We start from the raw sequence: 17,558 nt of genomic DNA on the forward strand, positions 1-17,558 counted from the left end.
CTTGACGCTGCCGCGCCGCGGGCACGCCGTCAGCTTACAAGGTTTGCTGGCGGTGCTTTTGCATCGTTCGGATGTCATTCGGTGTCACTGGATGCTGGGTGCTGCGATGGCCTTGATGGCCTGCGCGGGCAGCGCGCACGCCGAGGATGGCGCCGCGCTGTGGATGCGCTACGTCCCCTCCCAAAGCGCCGTGCGCGCGATGGACGGCCGCATGCGCCTGGACGAGGTGGTGGCGCCGGCGCGGACGCCGACGCAGCGTGTCGCGCGCGACGAACTGGTGCGTGGCCTGAGCGGCCTGCTGGGCCGCGCGCCGGCGACGCCGGCGGTGGCGAGCGGCGACCACGCGGTGGTGCTGGGCACGCCGCAGTCGTCGCCTTCGCTTGCGCCGTTCCGCGCGCAGATCGCGGCGCTGGGCGAGGAGGGTTACCTGCTCAAGCGCGTCCGCCTCGATGGGCGCGCGGTGTTGCTGGTGGCCGCACGCCGGGACATCGGCGTGCTGTACGGCGTGTTCCATCTGCTGCGACTGCTGCAGACCGGCGCGTCGCTGGACACGCTCGAGGTGCAGGAGTCGCCGCGGATCCGGCTGCGCGTGCTCGACCATTGGGACGACCTGGACGGCCATGTCGAGCGTGGCTATGCGGGCCGCTCGCTGTGGGACTGGCAGAGCCTGCCGGAGTGGCGCGACCCGCGCTACACCGACTACGCGCGCGCCAATGCCTCGCTGGGCATCAACGGCACCGTGCTGAACAACGTCAACGCCAACGCGCAGAGCCTGGCGCCGGATTATCTGGAAAAGGCGGCGGCGCTGGCCGACGTGTTCCGGCCCTACGGCATCCGCGTGTACCTGAGCGCACGCTTCAGCGCGCCCATCGAACTGGGTGGGTTGAAGACCGCCGATCCGCGCGATCCGGCCGTGCAGCGCTGGTGGCGCGACAAGGCCGACGAGATCTATGCGCGCATTCCGGATTTCGGCGGTTTTCTGGTCAAGGCCAATTCGGAAGGCCAGCCCGGCCCGCAGGACTATGGCCGCTCGCATGCCGACGGCGCCAACCTGCTGGCCGATGCGCTGGCCCCGCACGGCGGCGTGGTGATGTGGCGGGCGTTCGTCTATGCCCACGAGGTGCCGGCGGACCGCGCCACGCAGGCGTACACCGAGTTCGTCGGCCTCGACGGCGCGTTCCGCCCGAACGTGATCGTGCAGGTCAAGAACGGCCCCATCGACTTCCAGCCGCGCGAGCCCTTCCATCCGCTGTTCGGCGCGATGCCGCGCACGCCGCTGATGCTGGAATTCCAGATCACCAAGGAATATCTCGGCTTCGCCACGCACCTGGTGTACCTGGGGCCGCTGTACGAGGAAGTCCTGCAGTCCGACACCCACGCCCGCGGCGCGGGCTCCACGGTGGCGGACGTGGTGGAGGGTTCATTGGAGGGCCATGCCCTGACCGGCATCGCCGGCGTCGCCAATATCGGCAACGACCGCACCTGGAGCGGTTCGCACTTCGACCAGGCCAACTGGTACGCCTTCGGCCGTCTGGCCTGGAATCCGCATCAATCCGCCCGTGGCATCGCGGCGGAATGGGCGGCGATGACGTTCTCGCCGGCGCCGGAGGTGGTGCAGCCCATCGTCGCGATGATGATGGGCTCGCGCGAGGCCGCGGTGAACTACATGACCCCGCTGGGCCTGCACCACCTGATGGCGCGCGGCCACCACTACGGCCCCGGCCCCTGGGTGGACGGCGGCCCGCGTGCGGACTGGACCTCGGTGTACTACCACCGTGCCGATCGCGATGGCATCGGCTTCGACCGCACCGCCCGCGGCAGCAATGCGGTGGGCCAGTACGCGCCCGCGGTGGCGGCCGTGTACGGCGACCTGGCGCGGGTGCCCGAGCCGTTGCTGTTGTGGTTCCACCACGTGCCGTGGGAGCACCGCATGGCCTCCGGGCGACCGCTGTGGGACGAACTGGTCGGGCGCTATGCGCTGGGCGTGCGCCAGGTGCGGGCCATGCAGGCGACCTGGGACGGCCTGCGCGGCAAGGTGGATGCCGAGCGGCATGCGCAGGTGGCGGCCTTCCTGCGCATCCAGTTGCGCGAAGCGCAGTGGTGGCGCGATGCCAGCGTGGCGTATTTCCAGTCGGTGAGCGGGCGGCCGTTGCCCGCGGGCGAAGCCGCGCCGCCGCACCCGCTGGCCTGGTACCAGGCCCTGCAGTTTCCCTCCGCACCCGGAGATGGACGATGAAGCCGACAACGTGGAGAGGCCGGCTGCTGGCAGCGGCCCTGGGCTGCTGCGCCGCGCCCTGCATGGCGCAGCAAGCGGCGCCGCCGCTGTTGCATCCGCTGTTCCAGGACCACGCCGTGCTGCAGCGCGACCGGCCGATTTCGGTGTGGGGCCGCGCCGCGCCGGGTGCCACGGTGACGGTGACATTCGCGCGGCAGTCCGTCGGCGCACGTGCCGATGCCGGCGGCCATTGGCGTGCCACGCTCAAGCCCATCGCCGCTGGCGGCCCCTACGCCATGACGGTCCGGGCGGGACAGGAGCGCCAGGTCGTGCGCGATGTGCTGATGGGCGATGTCTGGCTGTGTTCCGGGCAATCGAACATGGAACTGCCGGTGTGGCGCGCGCTGGATGCGGGCCGCGAACTGGCCGCGGCCACCCAGCCGAGCATCCGCCTGTTCACCGTCCCCAAGGCCGCGGCGGTCACGCCGCAGGACGCGTTTCCGGCTGCCGTCGCGTGGCGACCTGCATCGCCCGAGACGGTACGGGAGTTTTCCGCCGCCTGCTTCTACTTCGCCCGCGAACTGCAGAAGACGGTCAAGGTGCCGATGGGGCTGATCCAGGCGGCCTGGGGCGGATCGCGGATCGAGGCCTGGACCAGCGCCGAGGCCCTGCGCGCGCAGGGCGGCATGGACGCTGCGCTCGACGTGCTGGCGCAGTCTGCCACCGATCCCGTCGCGGCGAGCGCGCGCTGGGGCCGGCACTGGCAGCAGTGGTGGACCACGCGCGCCGGTGCCGAGCCGGGCGAGACGCCGTGGCAGCCCGGCGCCGACGGCAAGGGGTGGCAGGACGCACCGGCCGCGCTCGGCGCATGGGAGCGCTGGGGCGTGCCCGCGCTCGCCGACTACAACGGCATGGTCTGGTACCGCACGCAGGTCCGCCTGACCGCCGCGCAGGCGGCGCAGGGCGCACGGCTGGTGTTGGGGCCGGTCGACGAGACGGACATGACCTGGGTCAACGGCGTGGCCGTGGGCAGCCAGAACGCGCCGAGCGATCCGCGCCGGTATGCGCTTCCACCCGGCCTGTTGAAGGCAGGGCTCAACACGGTGGTGGTCAACGTGCTGGATACCTACGGCGAGGGTGGACTGGCAGGCCCCGCGAGCGCCCAGGCCGTGCAGTTGGACGATGGCACGCGGATCGCCCTGGATTCGCCTTGGCAGTACCGGGTCGCGCCCGATCCACAGTCGCCGCCGCTGGCGCCGTGGCACGCCGCCTCGGGCATGGCGACGCTGTACAACGGCATGATCGCGCCGCTCGGGGCGTACGGGCTGCGGGGAATGCTGTGGTACCAGGGCGAATCCAACACCGGCGACGGCGCCGCCTACGCGACGCGGCTGCGTGGCTTGCGCGACGACTGGCGCCGCCGCTTCGGCGCGGCGACGCCGCTACTGGTGGTGCAGCTGGCCGGCTACGGTCGTCCGCCGCAGGCGCCGGTGGAGAGCGGCTGGGCGCAGGTACGCGAGGCGCAGCGGCGCGTGGCGGCGGACGACCCGCACAGCGGACTCGCGGTGGCCATCGACATCGGCGACGCCTACGACATCCATCCGCCGAACAAGCAGGAACTGGGGCGGCGCCTGGCCCAGGCGGCGCGCCATGTGGTCTACGGCGAACGCGCACTGGCGCCGTCCGGCCCGACGCCACGCACGGCATCGCGCACGCCGGGCGCGGTGCGGATCGCGTTCGACGACGTCGTCGGGACGCTGGTCACGACCGGTGCGAACGGCCCCATCGGCTTCGAACTCTGCGACGCGCAGGCGCAGCAGTGTCGTTATGCCGATGCCGCGCTGGACGGGCGCGACGTGCTCCTGCACAGCCCGCAGGCCGCAACCGCCGCCCGCGTCCGCTACTGCTGGGCCGACGGCCCGGTCTGCACGTTGCGCGACGGTTCCGGCGCGCCGGCGGGGCCGTTCGAACTCTCCCTCCCCGCTGCAGAGGTGCCCTGATGCGTTCGCTGCTCGCCACTGCCCTCCTGTTGCTGTCCGCCGCGCTGCAGCCGCTGCGGGCCGCGCCGGCACCGCCGGTCCACTTCGACTGGTTCGAATACGCCGGGCGCGATGCGGCCTTCGAGGCGCCGTTGCCGGCCGGGCACTACCGCAACCCGATCCTGGCCGGCTTCCACGCGGACCCGAGCATCGTCGGCGCGAACGGGCGGTTCTACTTGGTCAATTCCAGCTTCACCTACTTCCCCGGCATCCCGGTGTTCGAGAGCGTGGACCTGGTGCACTGGAAACAGATCGGCAACGTGATCGACCGCCCGACGCAACTGGACTTCGATGGCCTGGGCGTATCGCGCGGCATCTTCGCGCCGGCCATCTCACACTACGACGGCGTGTTCTACGTGGTCACCACCGCCGTGGACAGCGGCGGCAACTTCATCGCCACCGCGCGCGATCCCGCCGGCCCCTGGTCGGACCCGCACTGGCTGCCGGGCATCGGTGGCATCGATCCGTCGCTGTTCTTCGATGAAGACGGCCGCGTCTACCTGCTCAACAACGATGAGCCGCCCGGCCCGGCGCGCTACCCAGGCCATCGCGCGATCTGGATGCAGCAGCTCGACCTGACCAGTTTCACGCCGGTGGGGCCGCGCAAGGTCCTGATCGACGGCGGCGTGGAGCCGGCGAAGAATCCGATCTGGATCGAGGGGCCGCATCTGTATCGCCGCGATGGCTGGTACTACCTCTCCGATGCCGAAGGCGGGACCGGGCCGCAGCATTCGCAGGTGGTGCTGCGCAGCCGCGACGTGTGGGGGCCTTACCTGCCGTACGCGGGCAATCCGATCCTCACCCAGCGCGACCTGCCCGACGACCGGCCGCTGCCGATCGCCAATGCCGGTCACGCAGACATGGTCGAAGGGCCGGACGGTTCCTGGTGGGCGGTGTTCCTGGCCAGCCGCACCTACGACGTGCGCCACTACAACACCGGGCGCGAGACCTACCTGCTGCCGGTGCAGTGGCGCGACGGCTGGCCGGTGATCCTGCCGGCCGGGCAGGCCATCCCGTATGCGGTCAAGGCGCCGTCGTGGATGCGGGGCGAGGTGTCGCAGGCCCCGTCCACCGGCAACTTCGTCGAGCGCGACGAGTTCGACGCGTCGACGCTCGGCCGCGGCTGGTTCCGCGTGCGCGTGCCCAAGCAGGACTGGGCGGACCTGCGCGCGCGGCCGGGGTACTTGGCCGTGCATCCGCTGCCGGAAAACCTGGACACCCTACGCAACCCCGCGTTCCTGGGGCGCCGCCAGCAGCACCTGCGGTTCGAGGCCAGCACCGCACTGACGCGCCCGGCGGCGGGCGTGGCGGCAGGGCTTGCGGCGTTCCAGAACGAGACCTGGTGGTACTTCCTTGGCGTGCGCCGTGTGGGCCGCGATCGCGTGGTGGTCTTCCTCGAAGCGAGGGAGGGCAAGGGCGCGACCAAAACGCTGGCCAGCCGCGAACTGGACGTGTCCAGCGCGCTGCGCCTGAAGATATCGGGTGACGAAGGGACGTATGCCTTCGCGTTCGACACCGGCGCGGGGCAGGGCTGGCAGACCCTCGCCGACGACGTCGACGGGACCGTGTTGAGTACGGATCGGGCAGGCGGCTTCGTGGGCGCCCTGCTGGGTCCTTTCGCGCGCGACGAGCGTGCCTCGAGGAGCAAACAATGATGACGCGCAGATCTTCCTTTCGCAGCGGCGTTCGCGGCCGCCTGTTCCGCACGCTGGCGCTGTGCGCCGCCACCACGCTGGCCGGCGTCGGCCATGCCGCGGATACCAAGCCGTGGCAAGACACCTCGGCCAGCTTCGAGGACCGGGCGGCGGCGCTGGTCGCGCAGATGACGCTGGAGGAAAAAGCGGCGCAGATGCAGAACGCCGCGCCGGCGATCGAACGCCTGGGGGTGCCGGCCTACGACTGGTGGAACGAAGCGCTGCACGGCGTGGCGCGGGCCGGGCAGGCCACGGTGTTTCCGCAGGCCATCGGGTTGGCCGCCACCTTCGACGTGCCGTTGATGGGGCAGGTGGCCACCACCATCAGCGACGAGGCGCGCGCCAAGCACCACCAGTTCCTCCGCGAGGGCGCGCATGGCCGCTACCAGGGGCTGACCTTCTGGTCGCCGAACATCAACATCTTCCGCGACCCGCGCTGGGGGCGCGGCCAGGAAACCTACGGCGAGGATCCCTACCTCACCGCGCGCATGGGCGTGGCCTTCGTGCAGGGATTGCAGGGCGACGATCCGGTGTACCGCAAGCTCGACGCTACCGCCAAACACTTCGCCGTGCACAGCGGCCCGGAAGCCGACCGCCACCACTTCGATGCGCGCCCGAGCAAGCGCGACCTCTACGACACCTACCTGCCGGCGTTTGAGGCGCTGGTGAAGGAGGGCAAGGTGGATGCGGTGATGGGCGCCTACAACCGGGTGTATGGCGAGTCCGCCAGCGCCAGCCGGTTCCTGTTGCGCGATGTGCTGCGCCGCGACTGGGGCTTCAAGGGGTATGTGGTGTCGGACTGCTGGGCCATCGTCGACATCTGGAAGCACCACCACCTGGTGCCCAGCCGCGAGGCCGCCGCCGCGCTGGCGGTCAGGAACGGCACCGAACTGGAGTGCGGCCAGGAGTACGCCACGCTGCCGGCGGCAGTGCGCCAGGGCCTGATCGACGAAGCGGAGATCGACGACGCGGTGACACGCCTGTTCACCGCGCGGATGCGCCTGGGCATGTTCGATCCGCCCGAGCGCGTGCGCTGGGCGCGGATCCCCGCCTCGGTGAACCAGGCGCCCGCGCACGATGCGCTGGCCTTGCAGGCCGCACAGGAATCGCTGGTGCTGCTGAAGAACGATGGCGTGCTGCCGCTGTCGCGCGACCTCAAGCGCATCGCCGTGGTCGGCCCGACCGCCGACGACACCATGGCCCTGCTCGGCAACTACTTCGGCACGCCGGCGGCACCGGTGACGATCCTGCAGGGCATCCGCGACGCAGCCAAGGGCATCGAGGTGCGCTATGCGCGCGGCGTGGATCTGGTCGAAGGGCGCGAGGATCCCGGCGCCACGCCGCTGATCGAGGCGGCGTATCTGCGGCCTTCGGCCGACTCCCCGGAACGCGGCCTGCGCGGCGAGTACTTCCGCACGCCGGATCTGTCGGGGACGCCGGCGCTGGTGCGCACCGACGCGCAGGTCGGCTTCCGCTGGGACCGCGGCTCGCCGACCGACAACCTGCTGGCCCGTGGCGAAGCGGGGCCGGGGCAGGGCATTCCCAACGATCACTTCAGCATCCGCTGGAGCGGCCAGCTGCTGCCGCCGGTCTCGGGTCGCTACCGGATCGAGGCGGCCGCCGATGATGGCTTCCGCCTCTATGTCGACGGCAAGCTGGTGCTGGATCACTGGACCGACAGCGACCGCATGCGCGCCGACGGCGTGGACCTGGACCTGCAGGCCGGCCGCGCCTATGCGGTGAAGCTGGAGTACTACGACGCCGAGCGCGACGCCGGCGTGCGCCTGGGCTGGCGCATGCCCGGCGCGAAGCCGCCGTTCGAGGAGGCGCTGGATGCCGCGCGCAACGCGGACGTGGTGGTGTTCGTCGGCGGCCTGACCGGCGATGTCGAGGGCGAAGAGATGAAGGTCGACTACCCGGGCTTCGCCGGCGGCGACCGCACCGACCTGCGCCTGCCCGCGCCGCAGCGTGCCCTGCTGGAAGCGCTGCACGCCACCGGCAAGCCGGTGGTGATGGTGCTGACCGGCGGCTCGGCGCTGGCGGTGGACTGGGCCCAGGCGCATCTGTCGGCGATCCTGATGAGCTGGTATCCAGGGCAGCGCGGCGGCACCGCGGTGGGCCAGGCGCTGTTCGGCGAGGTCAATCCCGCGGGACGCCTGCCGGTGACGTTCTACAAGGCGGACCAGGCGCTGCCCGCGTTCGACGACTACGCGATGCAAGGCCGCACCTACCGCTACTTCCGCGGCACGCCGCTGTACCCGTTCGGCCACGGGCTGTCGTATACCCGCTTCGACTACGGCAAGCTGCGCCTGGATGCGCCGCGCATCGCCGACGACGGACGCCTCAAGCTGCAGGTGGAGGTGGCCAACACCGGCAAGCGCGCCGGCGACGAAGTCGCGCAGCTGTACGTGCGGCGGCTGGCGGCCGCGCCTGGCGATGCGCAGCAGGCGCTGCGTGGGTTCCAGCGCGTTCGCCTGGCCCCTGGCGAGCGGCGGACCGTGAGCTTCGAGCTGGACGCGCAACAGGCGCTGCGTCAGTACGACGACGCGCGCGACACCTATGTCGTGCCGGCGGGGGACTACGAAGTGCGCATCGGCGGCTCCAGCGCCGATGCCCGCGTGCGCGCCCGCTTCACCGTGGAGGCGGCCCGTGAGTGATTCCCCGCGCATGGAGGTCGCCTTGCACACGTTGTCGGTGCGGGAGAAGCTGGGCTACAGCCTGGGCGACCTGGCGGCGAACCTGATCTTCCAGACGCTGATCACCTACCTGGCCTTCTTCTACACCGATGTGTACCGATTGCCGCCGGCCACGGCGGCGACGATCATCTTCGCGATCGGCCTGCTGGGCGCGTTCGTGTTCACCCCGCTGATCGGCATTGCCGCCGACCGCACGGCGACCCGCTGGGGCAAGTTCCGGCCCTGGATCCTGTGGACGGCGATCCCGTTCGGCGTGCTGTCGCTGCTGGCCTTCAGCACCCCGGACCTGGGCGCGCGCGGCAAGGTCGTCTATGCCGTGACCACCTATGGCCTGCTGATGCTGGTGTACGCGGCCAACAACCTGCCGTACTCCGCGCTCAGCGGCGTGCTCACCGGCAACATGGATCAGCGCAACAGCCTATCGGCCTACCGCTTCGTGGCGGTGATGATCGCGCAGTTCATCATCCAGGTGCTGCTGTTGCCGCTGGTGCTGATCCTGGGCGAGGGCGACAACGTGCGCGGCTTCGAGCGCTTGATGACGGTGTTCGCGGTGGTAGGCACGCTGTTCTTCCTGATCACCTTCGCCACCACCCGCGAGCGCATCGTTCCGGCCAAGGAACAGTCTGCCGGCGTGCTGCAGGACCTGTCCGACCTGCTGCACAACCGGCCGTGGAAGGTGATGCTGGCCTTGACGGTGCTGGTCTTCGTCAACCTGGCGCTGAAGGGCGGCACCTACATCTACTATTTCCAGTATTACCTGAGCGAGGCCGCGCTGGCCGGCTTTCTCGATGCCTCCGGCTTCAACGGGTTCATCGGCGGAGTGAACGCGCTGCTCAGCGGATGGGGCCTGTCCGGCTTCACCTGGCCGCAGGACCCGGCGACCTCGGCATTCAGCCTGTTCAACGCCTGCGGCATCCTGTGCATGATCCTGGGCATCGGGGGCTCCCGGCGCCTGGCCGACCGCTTCGGCAAGCGCGATGCCTTCGGCGGCGCGCTGCTGCTGTCCACCGTGTTCCTGCTGGTGTTCTACGTCCTGCCGCCCACCGCGATCGGGGTGGCCTTCGGTGCCTTCATGCTGCACGGGTTCTGCTATGGCATCACCATCCCGCTGCTGTGGGCGATGATCGCCGACGTCGCCGACTATTCCGAGTGGACGAACCATCGCCGCGCCACCGCGATCATCTTCTCGGCGATGTTGTGCGGGCTGAAGATCGGGCTCAGCATCGGCGGCGCGCTGGTCGCCGGCATCCTCGCGCACCACGGCTACCAGGCGGGCGCGGACCAGCAGCCGCAGGCCGTGGTGGACGGCATCCGCCTGACCGTCAGCGTCTACAGCGCCATCCCGTTCCTGCTCGCGGTGGCGTTGCTGTTCTTCTACCGGATCGACAAGCGCATGGAGCTGCGCATCGAACACGACCTGCAGGCGCGTCGGCAGGGAAACGAGCCAACCGACCTCAGTGACCTCGACCATCTCGCGGCACGCGCCATCGCGCAACCGCTGGTCACCCACATCTACACGGCCGATCCGTCGGCCCATGTGTTCGAGGGGCGCCTGTACATCTATCCATCGCACGACATCGACAGCGGCGCGCCATTCGACGACGACGGCGGTCACTTCGGCATGGAGGACTACCACGTGCTGCGCATGGACTCGCCCGAAGGCACGGCCACCGACTGCGGCGTCGCCCTGCATGTGCGCGACGTGCCCTGGGCCAGCCGGCAGATGTGGGCGCCGGACGCGGCCAGTCGCGACGGTCGCTACTACCTGTATTTCCCGGCCAAGGACGCGCAGGGCCGGTTCCGCATCGGCGTGGCGGTGGCCGATCGCCCGGAAGGCCCGTTCGCCGCCGAGCCAGAGCCGATCGCCGGCACCTACTCGATCGACCCGGCCGTCTTCGAGGACGACGACGGCGCGCACTACCTCTGCTTCGGCGGCATCTGGGGCGGCCAGTTGCAGAAGTACCGCGACGACCGCTTTGATGCGGCGCACGCCGAGCCCGAGGGCGATGCGCCGGCACTGGGCCCGCGCATCGCCCGGCTGGACCCGGGCATGACCCAACTGGCGGAGCGCACGCGGGAACTCGTGATCCTCGACGAGCATGGGCAACCGCTGCGCGCCGACGACCACGCGCGCCGCTTCTTCGAGGGGCCGTGGCTGCACAAGGACCAGGGCCGCTACTACCTGTCGTACTCCACCGGCGATACGCATCTGCTGTGTTACGCCACGGGCGACAGCCCGTATGGCCCGTTCACCTATCGCGGCGTGTTGCTGAAGCCGGTGGTGGGCTGGACCACGCACCACTCCATCTGCAGGTTTGAAGGCCGGTGGTACCTGTTCTATCACGATGCCCTGTTGTCCGGCGGCGTGACCCACCTGCGCTCGGTCAAGTGCACGCCGCTGCACGTCGAGCCGGATGGGAGCATTGGTACTGTCGATCCCTATGGCGGCTGAGAGGTCGTCATAGGGATCGCCTGTTGGAGTCAGCCGTCATGCAGCCGGGAAGCGCGAAGCGATGCGCTTTCCGATGGCGCAATGCGTCGGGACTGAAGTCCCTCCCACAGTACCCCCGGCGGTCTCGCCGCAAGCCCCTGTGGGAGCGACTTCAGTGGCGACGAGTGAAACCATCCAACGACCGATTGCTGCAGCAGTCGGGACTGAAGTCCCTCCCACAGTGCACCTGGCGGGCGCGTCGTAAGCCCCTGTGGGAGCGACTTCAGTCGCGACGAGTGAAACCATCCAACGACCGCTGGCGACAGCAGTCGGGGCCGAAGTCCCTCCCACAGTGCACCTGGCGGTCTCGCCGTAAGCCCCTGTGGGAGCGACTTCAGTCGCGACGAGTGAAACCATCCAACGACCGCTGGCGACAGCAGTCGGGGCCGAAGTCCCTCCCACAGTGCACCTGGCGGTCTCGCCGCAAGCCCCTGTGGGAGCGACTTCAGTCGCGACGAGTGAAACCATCCAACGACCGATTGCTGCAGCGGTCGGGACTGAAGTCCCTCCCACAGTGCACCTGGCGGTCTCGCCGTAAGCCCCTGTGGGAGCGACTTCAGTCGCGACGAGTGAAACCATCCAATGACCGATGGCAACAGCGGTCGGGACCGAAGTCTCTACCACAGTGCCCCGTTGGGCGTGCCGTAAACCCCTGTGGGAGCGACTTCAGTCGCGACGAGTGAAGCCATCCAATGACCGATTGCTGCAGCGGTCGGGACTGAGTCCCTCCCACAATTGCGCCAGCCGCGGCGCCTTTAATCCGACCGCGGCAACAGCTCCAAGCCCTGGATCTCGCGAATCCCCAACCCTGGCGCTTCGCCAATCCGGATCTGCGCTTCGTCGAACTGCACCCCGCCCACCACCGGGTCGAAGGCCCCCAGCGACGGCCCGTCCAGGTCCACCTTGGTGATGACGTCCGCGCGGGCCACCGCCAGGTGCGCCGCCGCCGCTACGCCGATGCTCGATTCGAGCATGCAGCCGATCATGCACGGCACCCCGTACACCGCGGCGATGTCGGCGATGCGCAGCGCGTTGGACAGGCCGCCGGCCTTGATCAGCTTGATGTTGACGATGTCCGCCGCGCGCCGCTGCAGCAGCGCGATCGCCTGCGCCGGCGAGAACACGCTCTCGTCGGCCATCACCGGGGTCTGCACGCGCTCGGTCACGTACTGCAGGCCGTCCACGTCGCCGGCCTTGACCGGCTGCTCCAGCAGTTCCAGCCTCACCCCGGCGCGCTCCAGCGCATGCATCGCCTGCACCGCCTGCTTCGGCGTCCAGCCCTGGTTGGCGTCCAGGCGCAGCTGCGCGCGGCCGTCGACCGCGGCGTGGATCGCCTTGACCCGTGCGATGTCCTCGGCCAGATCGATGCCGATCTTGATCTTCAGTGCCACGAAGCCGCGCGCCAGCGCCGACAGCGCGTCGGCCACCATCGTGTCCACGGCATTCACGCTGATGGTGAGGTCGGTGCTCAGGTGCGGCGTGCCGCCGCCGAGCAGGCGGTACAGCGGTGCGCCATGCTGCTGCGCCCACAGGTCGTGCACGGCGATCTCCAGCGCCGCCTTGGCGCTGCTGTTGTGTTCCAGCGCGCCCTGGATCAGGCCGCGCAGGCGCTGCAGGTCGGCGATGTCCTCGCCGATCAGGCGCGGCGCCAGGCAGCGTTCGATCGCCGCGATGATCGACCCGTGGGTGTCGCCGGTGATCGGCGGGGTGGCCGGGGCGCTGCCATGGCCGATCCGGCCATCGTCGGTGTGGACCAGGACCACCACGTCCTCGATCGCCTGCACGGTGCGCAGTGCGGTCTTGAACGGGGTCTTCAGCGGCACGCGCAGCATGCCCAGGCGGATCTCGGTGATCTTCATTCGGTGGTCGGTGCGCGCAGGCGCTGGATGCGGGTGATGCGGTCGATGAACGGCGTGCCGTCGCCGAGCAGCAGCGGTTCCAGCGGGGTCACCGAGACGCCGTTGAGGCGCACGCGCTGCAGCTGGCCGCTGGCGTCGCGGTAACTGGCGCCGGCCACGTCGTGGATCACCCAGGTCTGGCCGTCTTCGTGGCCGATCACCAGCATCACGTGGCCGGGGATGTAGACCAGGTCGCCGACGCGCAGCCGCGCCAGCGCCTGCCGGCGCTGCGGCAGCGGGTCGGTGGCGGTGTAGGGCACCGAGGCCAGCGCCGGACTGCGCGCCTGGTCGCCGGTGTTGCGCGGCAGGTCGATGCCGAGGCTGCGATGGAGGTCGAGCACGAAGCCGCTGCAGTCGCGTGCGTCGTAACTGTTGCCCCAGCCGTAGCGCTCGCCGAGGAACTTGAACGCCTGCCGCAGCAGGGACTGCGGCGTGGCCGGCAGCGGCGCCTCGGCGACGTCGGCGCTGCGTGGCACCAGCGCGGGCACCAACTGCAGCCGCCCGTCGCGGTCGCGCAGCGGCAACTGCACCACGTAGGCGGCCAGCGGCGACTGGCCGTTGACCGCCCGCAGCGGCGGCCAGTCGCGCAGCAGCGGCAGCGCGCTGCCCATGTCCAGCGCCACCTGCGAGGCCGCCGGCAGCTCCGGGGTGAACACGGTGGATACGCGCGCGCCGGTGACCAGCAGCCGCGGCGTGCGCTGCGCGTACGCCAGCACGCTGGCGCGATCGGCCTCGGCGATGCGGTTGCGGGCGATCCAGGCGGCGTAGTTGTTCGCCAGCACGAACAGCCACTGCCCGTCGGCGCTGGCGTGCAGGATCGCCACCGCGCTGCCTGGATACAGCGCCGATTCCTGGAAGCGGTCGATGTCGCGATCGTCGCGGTCGCTGAACACGCGCTCGGCGGTCGGGAAGCGCCGCAGGTCGGCGCGTTGCACCACCAGCGCATAGCGCGGCTGCACCTGCGCCGGCAGCGCGTCCAGCGCCAGCGCGCGTTGCAGCGCCTGCAATCGCGCGGGGTCGAGGACGGTGCCCTGCGCATCGTAGAGCGTGCGCGTCGGCGGCGCCGACAGCGCCAGGATCTGCGTGCGGACCTGCGCGCCGGGCAGCTGCGCCGGCAGTGCGGCGAGGTCGTGCATCGACGGATCCTCGCGCAACAGCCGGACGTTGAACGCGTCGCGCTGCGCCGCCTGCAGCAGCGGTGGCGACGTGGCCGGTAGCCGTGCGATCCAGTGCGCGGCCTGCAACTGCGCCGGCTGTGCCTGCAGCGGCAGCGCATCGGCGGCACGTGCCGTCGCGATGGCCCCGCTCGCCGCCGCGGCGAGCAACAGGCACAGGCCGCGCATCGTGATCATGGAATCCCGCTGTCTGGAAAGAAGGCCGGCGCGTGCTGCGCGCCGACGCCAGGATCTTCGAGTCCCGGTTTTTTCCTGTCAAGGCGCTGCGTTGACAGGTTTTGCGAGCGCGTGTTACATCCGAACGCGCAGGGGGCGCGTGGCGATGGCGCTGGGGGACGTGCACGTACCGCACGGCAGCGCCGCGTCCGCTCGGCAAGATGCAGGATCCCGCAACACGATGGCCGCGTGCCGCACACGCGTCATCGCCGTGTGCGTGGACGCCAGGGACAGGCGCGCGGCCATGGCCGCGCCCGCGGCGTTCGCGCCATCCACCCGCGCCAAGCAGGAGAGCCGCGTGCCCATTCGAATCGTTCGTCGTCCCGTTTCCTTGCGGCCCGTGCGCGTGGCGCTGGCGTCGTTGACGGCGTTGGCTGTGGCCTTGCCGGCGTTGGCGCAGGAACAGGCGGCGACGCCGCGCGATCTCGACGCCGTGCTGGTGACCGGCTCGCGCATCGCCCGCGCGCAGGTGGAAGGCCCGGCGCCGGTCACCGTCATCACCGCCGAGGACATCCGCAAGCAGGGCTTCGGCACGGTGTGGGAATCGCTGGGCACGCTGACCCAGTTCAGCGGCAGCACCTTCAACGAGAGCGACCAGACCGGCAGTTCGCCCAACGGCCAGTACCTCAATCTGCGCGGGCTGGGGCCGGGCTACCAGCTGATCCTGCTCAACGGCAAGCGCATGGCCGACTACCCGCAGTCCTACGGCGCCAACGGCACCGCGGTCAGCCTGGGCAGCATTCCGGCTGCGGCGGTGGAGCGCATCGAGGTGATGAGCGGCGGCGCCTCGGCCATCTACGGCTCCGACGCGGTCGCCGGCGTGGTCAACATCATCACCAAGCGCGATTTCCAGGGCGACAGCCTGCGCGTGCGCGCCGGCACCACCACCCGCGGCGGCGGCGACACCGGCCAACTGCAGTGGACCGGTGGGCGCCGCGGCGATGGCTGGAGTTTCACCTACGCGTTCGAGCGGCTGGACCGCGAACCCATCGTCGCCCGCCAGCGCGATTTCATGGATTCCTACGACGACCATCCGGCCAACAAGGCCGACCCGAGCTCGCCCAACGTGTCCATTTCCGGCGTGTACCTACGCCGCGGCACCACCTATCTGTGGCCGCAGGCGGGCACGTTGTCGACCTCGCCGCAGGCGCTGGCGGCGGCCTGCGTCGCGACCAATCCCGCGTTCCGTCCGTACCGCACCAGCGACAGCCTGCCCGCGCCCAACCGCTGCGGCGCGTTCGACTACTACGCCGGGCGCTCGGTGCAGAACGGCTACGGCAAGACCTCGGCCTACCTAGCCGGCGATGCCGAGCTCGGCCACGACGTGGTCGCCTACGCGCAACTGCTGGCCAATCGTGCGCAGGACAAGAGCTCCAGCCAGACCCACTACTACATCGGCGAAGGCGCGTTCACCACCTACGATCCGGACCTGGGGTTGGTCACCGCGCAGCGCATCTTCCTGCCGGACGAGGTCGGCGGCATCAAGACCATCGACTACGACGAGCGCAGCTGGAACCTCAACGCCGGCGTGCGCGGCAAGGCGCTGGGTGGACGCTTCGACTGGGATGCCAGCGTGTCGCTGTCGCGCTACGACATCACCACGCGGCGCCCGCGCTTCCTCACCAACGCGGTGCGCGATTACTACTTCGGGCCTGTACTGGGCTATCGGCCGGACGGCACCGAGATCCGCCGCGTGCGCCCGGACCGCCTGTTCGCGCCCGGCAGCCCGGCGCTGTACCAGCAGCTCACCACCGAGGTGGTCAGCCGCGGCGAATCGGCTACCGACCAGGCCCAGTTCGTGGTCAGCGGCGACCTGTTCGCGGTCCCGGCGGGCATGGTGCAGATCGCCACCGTGCTGGAAGCGGCGCGGCAGACCTACGACCTGCAGCCCGATCCGCGCACCACCGTCGACTACACCGGCAGCGAGCGCATCTACAACCTCACCCAGACCCCCGGCGGCGGACCGCGCAAGCGCTATGCCGCCGGCCTGGAACTGCGCGTGCCGATCGCCAGCCGGCTCAGCGCGACCCTGGCCGCGCGCTACGACGCCTACGACGACATCACCGCGGTCGATGGCGCGGCGACGTGGCAGGCCGGGCTGGAATGGCGTCCGTTCGACAGCCTGCTGCTGCGCGGCAGCCATGCCACCAGCTTCCGCGCGCCGGACCTGCTGTGGATCTACGCCGGCACCAGCGCCAACAACCCCACCGTGGTCGACGAATACCTGTGCCGCCGCGACGGCCTGGATCCACTGTCGGCGGCCTGCGCGAGCGCGCACGAGTACCAGACCTTCTCCACCCAGGCCTCCAATCCGCTGCTGCGCGAGGAGACCGGCAAGTCGACGACCTTCGGCGCGGTGTGGGACGTGCTGCCGGCGCTGTCGCTGAGCCTGGATTACTACCGCATCGAACTCAAGGGCCGGGTCGAAGCCATTTCCAGCGAAACCCTGCTGGAGAACAACGCCAACTGCCTGCTCGGCCGCGACCGCGCCGGCGCCGCGGTGGACACCGCCTCGGCGGCCTGCCGCTTCTACCTGGACGCGGTCACGCGCAGTCCCGGCACCGACCTGACCAGCGAAGGCCAGATCACCGCGTTCAGGACCTTCCCGATCAACCAGTCGCTGATGCGCACCGACGGCGTCGACGCCAGCCTGCGCTACGACCTCGACCTCGGCGCCTGGGGCACGCTCGGCCTGCAGGGTGGCCTGACCCGGGTGCTGCGGATGGAGGTGGCGCAGTTCGCCGGCGCGCGGCCGGTAGACGTGATGAACGACGTCGACTACCTGGCGTTCCGCACGCGCAGCAACTGGCGCGCGAACTGGAGCCGCGGCGACTGGTCGGCCAGCGTGTACGGCTATCGCTATGGTTCGCGGCCCGACTACGCCGAACGCGGCCGGGTCGCGCCCTACCTGGTGTGGAACGCCGACATCGCCAAGCAGATCACCGACAAGGCCAGCGTCGGCCTGAGCGTGCTCAACGTGTTCGATGCGCTGCACCCGCGCGACGACACCTACACCGCCTGGCCGTACTTCCCGCGGGTGTACAGCGCGATCGGCCGGCAGTGGTACGTCAACTTCAACTACCGCTTCTGAGCGCGCCGGTAAGCATCGACGCGCGCTTGCACGCCGCCGCCGC

8 protein-coding genes and 1 pseudogene are annotated in these 17,558 nt (G+C 70.2%); 7 read left to right on the plus strand and 2 right to left on the minus strand.

The window, feature by feature from the left end; translation table 11 throughout:
* The first annotated feature begins 91 nt into the window (after positions 1–91).
* From AC1PME_RS02475 to AC1PME_RS02500, 6 genes and pseudogenes are all read left to right on the plus strand, one after another.
* Positions 92–2,236: an alpha-glucuronidase family glycosyl hydrolase gene (locus AC1PME_RS02475; RefSeq protein ID WP_481097191.1), complete on the plus strand. Its 2,145-nt coding sequence runs from the start codon at positions 92–94 to the stop codon at positions 2,234–2,236.
* Positions 2,233–4,215: a sialate O-acetylesterase gene (locus tag AC1PME_RS02480; protein WP_481097192.1), complete on the plus strand. Its 1,983-nt coding sequence runs from the start codon at positions 2,233–2,235 to the stop codon at positions 4,213–4,215. The genes AC1PME_RS02475 and AC1PME_RS02480 overlap by 4 nt, the downstream gene beginning before the upstream one ends.
* Complete coding sequence (locus tag AC1PME_RS02485) at positions 4,215–5,909, plus strand: glycoside hydrolase family 43 protein (protein ID WP_481097193.1); 1,695 nt, start codon at positions 4,215–4,217, stop codon at positions 5,907–5,909. The genes AC1PME_RS02480 and AC1PME_RS02485 overlap by 1 nt, the downstream gene beginning before the upstream one ends.
* Entirely contained in the window at positions 5,906–8,605 is a 2,700-nt protein-coding gene (locus AC1PME_RS02490) for a glycoside hydrolase family 3 protein (RefSeq protein WP_481097194.1), read from the plus strand. The genes AC1PME_RS02485 and AC1PME_RS02490 overlap by 4 nt, the downstream gene beginning before the upstream one ends.
* Positions 8,606–8,615: 10 nt before the next feature.
* A pseudogene (locus AC1PME_RS02495) lies at positions 8,616–10,079 on the plus strand (MFS transporter); the annotation flags it as partial.
* Between the two features lie 51 nt (positions 10,080–10,130).
* Positions 10,131–11,096, plus strand: a complete 966-nt coding sequence (locus tag AC1PME_RS02500) for a glycoside hydrolase family 43 protein (protein ID WP_481098055.1) — start codon at positions 10,131–10,133, stop codon at positions 11,094–11,096.
* A gap of 794 nt (positions 11,097–11,890) precedes the next feature.
* Here the strand turns inward: AC1PME_RS02500 and AC1PME_RS02505 are convergent.
* Together AC1PME_RS02505 and AC1PME_RS02510 are read right to left on the minus strand one after the other, a co-directional pair.
* The gene (locus AC1PME_RS02505) at positions 11,891–12,994 is read right to left on the minus strand and encodes a dipeptide epimerase (protein ID WP_481097195.1); all 1,104 of its coding nucleotides are present in this window, start codon (positions 12,992–12,994) and stop codon (positions 11,891–11,893) included.
* Positions 12,991–14,385, minus strand: coding sequence for an SH3 domain-containing protein (locus AC1PME_RS02510; protein WP_481097196.1), 1,395 nt, complete (start codon positions 14,383–14,385; stop codon positions 12,991–12,993). The genes AC1PME_RS02505 and AC1PME_RS02510 overlap by 4 nt, the downstream gene beginning before the upstream one ends.
* Positions 14,386–14,722: 337 nt before the next feature.
* On the opposite strand from AC1PME_RS02510, the gene AC1PME_RS02515 reads away from it, so the two are divergent.
* Entirely contained in the window at positions 14,723–17,515 is a 2,793-nt protein-coding gene (locus tag AC1PME_RS02515) for a TonB-dependent receptor plug domain-containing protein (protein ID WP_481097197.1), read from the plus strand.
* The last annotated feature ends 43 nt before the right edge of the window (positions 17,516–17,558 follow it).

The organism is Xanthomonas sp. NCPPB 901 (assembly GCF_056725085.1).